At 65.6% G+C, this 6,636-nt stretch carries 6 protein-coding genes; 2 read left to right on the forward strand and 4 right to left on the reverse strand.

Annotated features, from left to right (window positions below; translation table 11 throughout):
- The 4 genes from ACT4N8_RS10525 to ACT4N8_RS10540 all read right to left on the reverse strand — a co-directional run.
- Nucleotides 1-745: DNA polymerase ligase N-terminal domain-containing protein (locus tag ACT4N8_RS10525; protein ID WP_444858079.1), on the reverse strand; the 745-nt coding region annotated here is incomplete at its 3' end.
- A gap of 88 nt (nucleotides 746-833) precedes the next feature.
- Nucleotides 834-1,727, reverse strand: a complete 894-nt coding sequence (gene ku / locus ACT4N8_RS10530; protein ID WP_444858080.1) for a non-homologous end joining protein Ku — start codon at nucleotides 1,725-1,727, stop codon at nucleotides 834-836.
- A 30-nt stretch (nucleotides 1,728-1,757) separates the two neighbouring features.
- On the reverse strand, nucleotides 1,758-2,828 hold the full coding sequence (locus tag ACT4N8_RS10535; protein ID WP_444858081.1) for a hypothetical protein: 1,071 nt from the start codon (nucleotides 2,826-2,828) through the stop codon (nucleotides 1,758-1,760).
- Nucleotides 2,829-2,900: 72 nt separating this feature from the next.
- Nucleotides 2,901-3,371, reverse strand: coding sequence for an Lrp/AsnC family transcriptional regulator (locus tag ACT4N8_RS10540; RefSeq protein WP_444858082.1), 471 nt, complete (start codon nucleotides 3,369-3,371; stop codon nucleotides 2,901-2,903).
- A 109-nt stretch (nucleotides 3,372-3,480) separates the two neighbouring features.
- Between ACT4N8_RS10540 and ACT4N8_RS10545 the strand changes: the two genes are divergently transcribed.
- Nucleotides 3,481-4,689, forward strand: coding sequence for an amino acid aminotransferase (locus ACT4N8_RS10545; RefSeq protein ID WP_444858083.1), 1,209 nt, complete (start codon nucleotides 3,481-3,483; stop codon nucleotides 4,687-4,689).
- Nucleotides 4,682-6,636 (forward strand): alpha-ketoacid dehydrogenase subunit alpha/beta (locus tag ACT4N8_RS10550; RefSeq protein WP_444858084.1); only part of this gene is annotated, 1,955 nt, incomplete at its 3' end. The genes ACT4N8_RS10545 and ACT4N8_RS10550, both read left to right, overlap by 8 nt.

The raw sequence follows: 6,636 nt of genomic DNA on the forward strand, positions 1-6,636 counted from the left end.
ATCGGCACCTTACCTCGGTGACGCCGGGGCGCACTAGCCTGTTGAACGAATGGGGCGTCAACGCTGCTCCCCGGCGAGGCCCGGGGTCCAGTCCCAAACAAGGAACGGCGCGGAAGCGCCGCCTGGACCCCGGCCTTCGCCGGGGAACAGGTCTCACGCCGCTTTCGATCTCCTGCATCGTCCTGTCGGTCTCCACCGACGTCAGATGCACATCCGTCAGCCCGGTCGAGCTGCCGGCAAATTCGTCGTCGACCTTCTTCAATATCCAGTTCTCGCCTTTTTCGCCCAGACGTGGCTTGAGGCGGAACATCACCCATTCGCCCTTCATCCGCTCGCCGTGGAGGGTGAAGTGGAGGTGGCCCTCCTCGATCGTCTTCGCCGGATCCTTGCCCGGCTCGGGCTCCCAGGTGCCCCGGTCCCACAGCATCACCGTACCGCCGCCATATTCGCCCTTCGGGATCGTCCCTTCGAACGTGGCGTAGCGCATCGGATGGTCCTCGGTGCGCACCGCGAGGCGCTTGTCGGCGGGGTCGAGGCTGGGTCCGCGCGTCACCGCCCAGCTCTTCAGCGTGCCCCCCAGCTCGAGCCGGAAATCGTAATGCAGCCGGGTCGCGTCATGCTTCTGGACCATGAAGATGCGCTGCTTGGCGCGCTTGCCCGCGACCTTGCCGGCGGGCTCCTTCGTCTTCGAGAAATCCCGCTTGCGGCTGTAGGTGGCGAGCGGATCGGGCTTGCGTCTGGGCATCACACCCCTCCCGTCATGTGAACTCGTTTCAGCATCCATGCCGCGGCCAGGGCTCAGGCATGGACCCTGAAACAAGATCAGGGTGACGTCAGCGGCTGCCACCGGCCGCCCGCTTCCGCGCCGGCGCGGCCTTCCTGGCGGGCGCCTTCTTCGCCGTGGATTTCTTCGCCGAGCCCTTCCGCCCCTCCGCCTTCGCCCCGGGCTTCTCGATCGAGCGTTTGAGCGCCGCCATCAGGTCGATGACGTTGGCGCCGCCGCGCGCGGGCTCTTCCTCCTCGGCCTCGATACGCTTGCCGGTTTTGCGCTTCTTCTCGATCAGCTCCTTCAGCGCATCGACATAATGGTCCTTGAACTTGCCGGGATCGAACTTCGACGTCTTCTTGTCGATCAGCGCCTCGGCGAGCTCGAGCAGCTCCTCGTCGGGCTTGTCGTCGCCGATGTCGCGGAAATAGCCCTGCGCCTTGTTGACCTCGTCGGCGTAGCGCATCGTTTCCAGCAGGATGCCGCGGCCGCACGGCTTCAGGCTCACCATATATTCGCGGCCGCGCATCGCGAGCTGACCGAGCGCGACCTTGTTGGCCGAGCGTAGCGCCTCCCTGAGGACGATGAACGCCTCCTCGGCGAGATCGTCGGCGGGCACCACGTAATAGGGCCGCTCATAATAGAGGGGGTCGATCTCCTTGGGCTCGACGAACTGGGTCAGCTCGAGCGTCTTCTTCGATTCGAGCTTGACCGCCTCCAGCTCCTCCTCGTCGAAGGTGACGTAATGGCCCTTGGAATATTGGTAGCCCTTGACGATCTCGTCCGCATCGACCGGGCCGACGCCGGGCACCACCTTCTCATATTTGATGCGCTTGCCGGTCGGCTCGTGGATCTGGTTGAACGCGATCGTCGCGCCCGATTTGGTCGCCGAGAAAATCTCGACCGGGATCGAGACCAGAGCCAGCCTGATCTGCCCCTTCCAATATGGACGCGCCGCCATGATAAGCCTCTCGATCGTGTCGCGGGCGATTCAATTGATGGGGAAGAGGAGGGTTCCCTGGGATTCGCCAGAGCTCGTCGACTGCGGCAAAGCGGGAATGGTCTCGTCCGGTCCGTCCATTGGCCGCGACGAAGACGTTGTTGCGGTGCAGGTGAAACGAGTGGGCGGCTGGTCGCCCCCAACGATGTCCCCGCGCCAAATGATGCCCCATTCCTGACTTCTGGTTACGAGCACGCGCCTCACCGCCGCATCGGTCGCGATGGTCAGTCTTTCTGCCATGTCGGCACAGCGTTGCACGACCGGATCGTCGCGTTCAGCAACGATTGCCTCGCCGGATGTCGGCACGGCAGGCGGAAAGCGCGGCTCTTCGAACTCACCCCGACCTTCGGCACCGCCAAAAGCGTCTATTCCCAGAGCCTCTGCGCGCTCACTCATCTGACGCGTCAAATCATCCGCCAGATCAGCCTCTGGCGTCCCTTCGACATAACTACTCGAGTTGCGCGCCTGAAGTTCCTGAAAGCGGCGATGTAGTGCGTAATAGGTATCGTCTGAATAGAGGGCAGCAATCTCGGCAAGCTGCTGCCGACGGCCATCCCTCGCCTCGTCTATCGCTGCATGATAGACCCTCCCTTCGGGCCGCCGTCGCACACTCCAGCCGGGATTGTATTCGGGCGAATAGGCAGGGGACCAGTTATTGAAGAGCTCGAGGAAACGGGTCTGCATAGTGGCATCGCGGAAAATGCTTTCGTCACCCGGGCCACCGGCATAGGCATAGATAAAGCCGTAAAGCTCTACGGTTAAGTCACTGTCCGCTCTGGTCGCGGGTACCATCAGTATCATGTCGATAGTCGACCGGGTTTGTCCGGCATTCAGGAGGAAGGTCGATTCGACCGGGCGGTTCGCTGCGCCGCAAACAGCGGCGGCGTAGAGCAGGTCTGGTCCGTTAAGGGCTGCTGCACGATCCACGTTAGTATCGCAGTCGGCTTGGCTGACGGTCGTAGGATCAATCGATTGGATTCGATTTCGCAACGCCCCCGCACCAATTTGCGCGCTGGCAGGCATTCCCAAGCTCAGAGCCGCAAGGACAAGGATCGCCCGCATGTCGAAATGTTTAGAGCGAGAATGGCCAGTTAGCTATCGGAAGGTGTAACGCGGCCGGAAGCTTTGGGTCTGTCACACCGGGATCTCCGTCGTATATTTCACCTGCCGGAGCGCGAAATTGCTCGCCGCATTCGCAACGCTCGGATGCGCCAGTACGCCCTGGCGAATGAAGCGGTCGTAGTCGGCGACGTCCCTGACCGCGATGCGGAGGAGATAATCCCACTCGCCCGACATGGCGTAGCATTCGACGATCTCCTCGCGCCCTTCGATGAAGCTCTCGAACTCGGCGCGCGCTTCCTGGGTCTGGCGGGTCATGCGGACCTGGCAGAGCACGTTGACGCTGCGCCCGACCTTGGCCGGATCGACGAGGCGGACGACCCGGCCGAGCACGCCCTCGCGCTCGAGATTGCGCACCCGCCGCCAGACCGACGCCGCCGAGGCGCCGACCGTCTCGGCCAGCGCCGCCTGGCTCATCCCGGCGTCGCGCTGCAGTGCGCGGACGATTCGACGGTCGGCGGGATCGAGTTGAAATGCATCTTCCATGAATACCGCATATCATGAAACGATCGTTTCACAAATGTCGTTTCGTAGTCCAACCTGTCCCTAACTTTTGCGCCGCACATGGGTTATCGACGCATTCATGGAGGCGCGCATGCAACAGGGGGCGATGGCGGCCGCACGGCCGATGCTGCTGGACCGGCTCGAGGAGCAACCGGGCGATTCGCTGATCGCCCTGATCGCGCTCGCCGCCGCCGATCCGCGGCCGGAGAAGATCGACGTTGGTGTCGGCGTCTATCGGGACGCGGCGGGCAACACGCCGATCCTGAAGAGCGTCAAGATCGCCGAGCAGATCCTGGTCGAAACGCAGGACACCAAGTCCTATATCGGCAGCCAGGGCGACGTCCGCTTCGTCGAATTGATCAAGAGCATCGTATTCGGCGAAGCCGCGGCAGGCGACGACCGCATCGTCGGACTGCAGACCCCCGGCGGCTGCGGCGCGCTCCGGCTCGGCGCCGAGCTGGTCGCCAAGGCGAACCCGCTCGCGCGCATCTTCGCCGGCGAGCCAACCTGGCCCAATCACGCCCCCTTGATCGCCTCGGCGGGGGTCGAGATGGTCTCCTATCCCTATTACGCCAAGGACAGCCGGGAGATCTGCTTCGACCGGATGATGGACGCGCTGGGCGAAGCGGAGACGGGCGATCTCGTCCTGCTCCACGGCTGCTGCCACAACCCGACCGGCGCCGATCTCGATATGGACCAGTGGCGCGCGGTCGCCGAGCTGATCGCGGCGCGCGGGCTGATTCCGTTCGTCGACCTCGCTTATCAGGGCTTTGGCGACGGGCTGGAGGCCGACGCGGGCGGGGCGCGGCTGGTGTTCGAGGCGGCCGAACAGGCGATCCTCGCCCAGAGCTGCGACAAGAATTTCAGCTGCTATCGCGAGCGCACCGGCTCGCTTTTCGTCAAGGCATCGAGCGCGCGCGGCGCCGAGATCGCCTTCGGCAATCTGCTCCTGCTCGCCCGCACGATGTGGTCGATGCCGCCCGATCACGGCGCCGCGGTCGCGCGCATCATCCTCGACGATCCCGAGCTCAACGCGCTGTGGCGGGCCGAGGTCGAGACTATGGGCGCGCGCATCCGTTCGCTCCGCGCCCGCCTCGCCGCGATCGACCCGCGGTTCGCCTATATCGAGGGACAGAAGGGGATGTTCTCGATGCTGCCCCTGAGCCCGGCGCAGGTGCTCGAATTGCGCAACGAGAAGGGCATCTACATGGCCGGCTCGGGCCGCTTCAACGTCGTCGGTCTCTCGGACGAGAACGTCGACCGCTTCGCCGCGGCGGTGCTGGAGAAGATGGATGGCTGAGGCGACGGCGAAGGCGCGCAAGGCGGGCACCGCCGCGCCCGATGCCGCCTTCGACTGGCGGCGGATCGCATACCTCGTCCAGATCAGCCGCGCGCTCGACAAGCTCGAGGAAAGCGAGCTCGTCCCGGCGCGCAAGGTGCTCTACCAGTTCAGCGCGCGCGGCCACGATATGGCGCAGGTCATGCTCGGCAGCCGCCTCACCCACAAGCATGACGGCGCCTGCGGCTATTACCGGTCGCGGCCATTCCTGCTGTCGCTCGGCGTGCCGCTCGCCGACGCCTTGGGTTCGAACATGGGGCGCGAGGGCGGCTATTCGGACGGCCGCGACATCGGCGTCGTCTTCAACTATCCGAACCCGGGCGCCTGCCCGGCGCTGCCGATGTGCGGCGGCGTCGGCGCGCAATATACGCCGACCGCGGGCTGGGCGCAGGCGATCGAATATTATCGCAAGTCGCTCGGCGACGAGTCCTACGAGGGGGCGATCGCGGTCGTGCTCGGCGGCGACGCGAGCGTGGCGACCAACGGCTTCTGGTCCGCGCTCACCATCGCGACGACGCAGCAGCTGCCGATGCTGTTCTACGTCGAGGACAATCAATACGGCATCTCCGTTCCCTCGACCTGCCAGACGCCGGGCGGCGACATCGCGAAGAACCTGGCGAGCTTCTCGAATCTCCACGTCCTCTCCGGCGACGGCACCGATCCGGTCGAAGCCGCGCGGCTGCTCGACGAGGCGATCGGCCATGTCCGCGGGCGCGAAGGGCCGGCGCTGCTCCGCCTCACCGTGCCGCGCCTGCAAGGGCACAGCGCGCAGGACACGCAGACCTACAAGTCCGAGGATTTCGTGCGCTCCGAATGGGCGCGCGATCCGCTGCCGAAGCTCAAGGCGCATCTGGTCGGCGCGCTGCTCGACGAAGCGGAGTGGGACAGGATCGAGACCGAGGCCGGGGATGCGGTCGCCGCCGCGCTCGCCGAGGCGGAGGCGCGCGGGGTCGCCGAGCCGGCCAGCGTCACCCGCCACGTCTTCTACGACGGCGAGATGCAGCAGCGCGGCGGGCAATGGACCAAGGGCTATCGCGCGCCCAAATCGACCGAGACGCCGAAGCCCGAGGGGCAGCGGATCAACATGGTCACCGCGATCCGCCGCACACTCGATCAGGAGCTGGCCGCGAACAACCGCATGCTCCTCTTTGGCGAGGATATCGGCCCCAAGGGCGGCGTCCACGCGGTGACGCTCGGCCTCCAGGAGAAGTTCGGCATCGAGCGCGTCTTCGACACGTCCTTAAGCGAGGAGGGGATCGTCGGCCGCGCGGTCGGGATGGCGCTCGCCGGTCTGCTCCCCGTGCCCGAAATCCAGTTCCGCAAATATGCCGAGCCCGCGCTCGAGCAGATCAACGATTGCGGGACGATGCGCTGGCGCACCAACAACCGTTTCGCGGCGCCGATGGTGCTGCGCATGCCGGTCGGCTTCTTCAAATGCGGCGATCCCTGGCACAGCCAGACCAACGAGGTGCAGTTCGTCCACAATCCCGGCTGGCTGGTCGCGGCCCCGAGCAATGCCGAGGATGCGGTCGGCCTGCTGCGCTCGGCGCTCAGGGGCAATGATCCGACCGTCTTCTTCGAGCATCGCGCGATGCTGGACGATGTCTGGGCACGGCGGCCCTGGCCGGGAGACGATTATGTCCTGCCCTTCGGCCGCGCGAAGAAGACGCGCGAGGGCGATGCGATCACGATCGTCGCCTGGGGCGCGATGGTGCCGCGTTGCGAGGCGGCGGCGAAGGACGTTTCCGCGGACGTGATCGATCTCAGGACGCTGATGCCGTGGGACCGCGAGCTGGTGCTCGAATCCGTCCTCCGCACCCGCCGCGGCCTGATCGTCCACGAGGACCTTCGCACCGGCGGCTTCGGCGACGAGATCGCCGCGGTGGTCGCCGACGAGGCCTTTCTCGA

Origin of the sequence: Sphingosinicella sp., from assembly GCF_052387495.1 — a bacterium.
In the GTDB taxonomy this organism is placed as follows: domain Bacteria; phylum Pseudomonadota; class Alphaproteobacteria; order Sphingomonadales; family Sphingomonadaceae; genus Allosphingosinicella.

Bases quoted from the DNA above. Each gene is read 5' to 3' on its own strand.
- ku (WP_444858080.1), bottom strand. From the start codon at position 1,727: ATGGCGGCGCGTCCATATTGGAAGGGGCAGATCAGGCTGGCTCTGGTC.
- ACT4N8_RS10535 (WP_444858081.1), bottom strand. From the start codon at position 2,828: ATGCGGGCGATCCTTGTCCTTGCGGCTCTGAGCTTGGGAATGCCTGCC.
- ACT4N8_RS10540 (WP_444858082.1), bottom strand. From the start codon at position 3,371: ATGGAAGATGCATTTCAACTCGATCCCGCCGACCGTCGAATCGTCCGC.
- ACT4N8_RS10545 (WP_444858083.1), top strand. From the start codon at position 3,481: ATGCAACAGGGGGCGATGGCGGCCGCACGGCCGATGCTGCTGGACCGG.